The sequence below is a fragment of the Stenotrophomonas sp. 2694 genome (genome assembly GCF_040548715.1).
In the GTDB taxonomy this organism is placed as follows: Bacteria; Pseudomonadota; Gammaproteobacteria; order Xanthomonadales; family Xanthomonadaceae; genus Stenotrophomonas; species Stenotrophomonas indicatrix.
In genome coordinates, this window is record NZ_JBEPSG010000043.1 from 1 (window position 1) to 1,247 (window position 1,247).

1 protein-coding gene is annotated in these 1,247 nt (G+C 62.4%); it reads left to right on the forward strand.

Annotated features, from left to right (window positions below):
- Window positions 1-233 precede the first annotated feature (233 nt).
- Window positions 234-1,148 carry an IS110 family RNA-guided transposase gene (locus tag ABIA73_RS21485; RefSeq protein ID WP_301867690.1) on the forward strand — a complete coding sequence of 305 codons (915 nt, stop codon included), beginning with the start codon at window positions 234-236 and terminating at the stop codon, window positions 1,146-1,148.
- Window positions 1,149-1,247: the final 99 nt, after the last annotated feature.

Below are 1,247 nucleotides of genomic sequence, written 5' to 3' on the forward strand. Positions count from 1 at the left end.
GCGGCATGGATGCCGCGGCCAAGCCTTATCTGATTGGAATCTGGCAACGTAGGTGTCGAGAGCCGGCGTGGGCCGCCGTGTAAGCCTGGATCTCGACGATCGCCATGTAGCTTGGCGCCCACGCCGGAATCTCCCTTGATCCGCCCGAACAGTTGCTGGAGCTGACACTCGCAGTGATAAGACTGGGCAAGCGGGGGAGCTCTCGACCCTTCCAGACTATACGGAGTCCGGTGATGAACGGGATCGGGATTGATGTCAGCAAGCGCCAGCTGGATGTTGGCACGACAGACGGGAAGACCCTGCAGGTCAGCAATAGCCGCTCCGGCTTTGCTGAATTGGACCTCTGGCTGCAAGGGCATCCGGCCGTCCAAATCGTGCTGGAGGCCACTGGTGGCTACGAACAGCCTGTGCTGGACTTCCTGCACAACGCTGGTCATCCGGTGGTCCGCGCCAATGCCCTGCGGGCGCGGAAACTGGCCCAGGGGCTTGGCCACATGGCCAAGACCGACCGCTTGGATGCCTATGCCTTGGCCAAGATGGCTGCGCTGGTGAAGCTGCGTTCCTATCAGCCACTGGAGCCTTGGCAGCGGGAAATGCGTGACTTCGTGCGGGCACGCCGACAGGCGATGCACGCGCTGACCGTCGCGCGGCAGCAGCAGGAAATGGTGGGTAATCGTGAATTACGCCGACTGCTTCAGGCCAACATCACTTGCTTGCAGAGAACGGTGGAACGTTTGGGAAAGCGGATTTCCGAACAGGTTTCCAAGCAGCCTCAACTGGCTGTCCTGAAGTCGATGAAAGGTGTTGGCCCGGGCCTGCAGGCCGTGTTGGCCAGCTATCTTCCCGAGCTGGGCAAGATCAGTGGCAAGGCCGTGGCCAGCCTGGTCGGTGTGGCACCGATGTCCCATGACAGCGGGACCCTGCGTGGCAAACGAAGCATCCATGGCGGCAGGGCTGAGATCCGTCAGGTGCTCTACATGGCCAGCATGTCGGCCATGCGGCATGAACCTCGCCTGCGGGACTTTTACCAGTCGCTGCGAGCGCGGGGCAAGGAAGGCAAAGTGGCCATCGTGGCGGTGATGCGGAAGATGCTGGTGATTCTCAACGCCCGTATGCGTGACGCTCAAGGCGGATCGATCCCCGCCTGAGCGCACCAGAGGGCGTTGCTCCTGAGGCTGCCGGCCAGCGGCCGGCACTACCGTGCCCGTTTACCGGAAGGGCTGGCGCTCCTCCAGCACACAGTTGCT

Excerpts from the sequence above, each read along its gene's own strand:
- ABIA73_RS21485 (WP_301867690.1), top strand. The coding sequence starts at position 234 with ATGAACGGGATCGGGATTGATGTCAGCAAGCGCCAGCTGGATGTTGGC.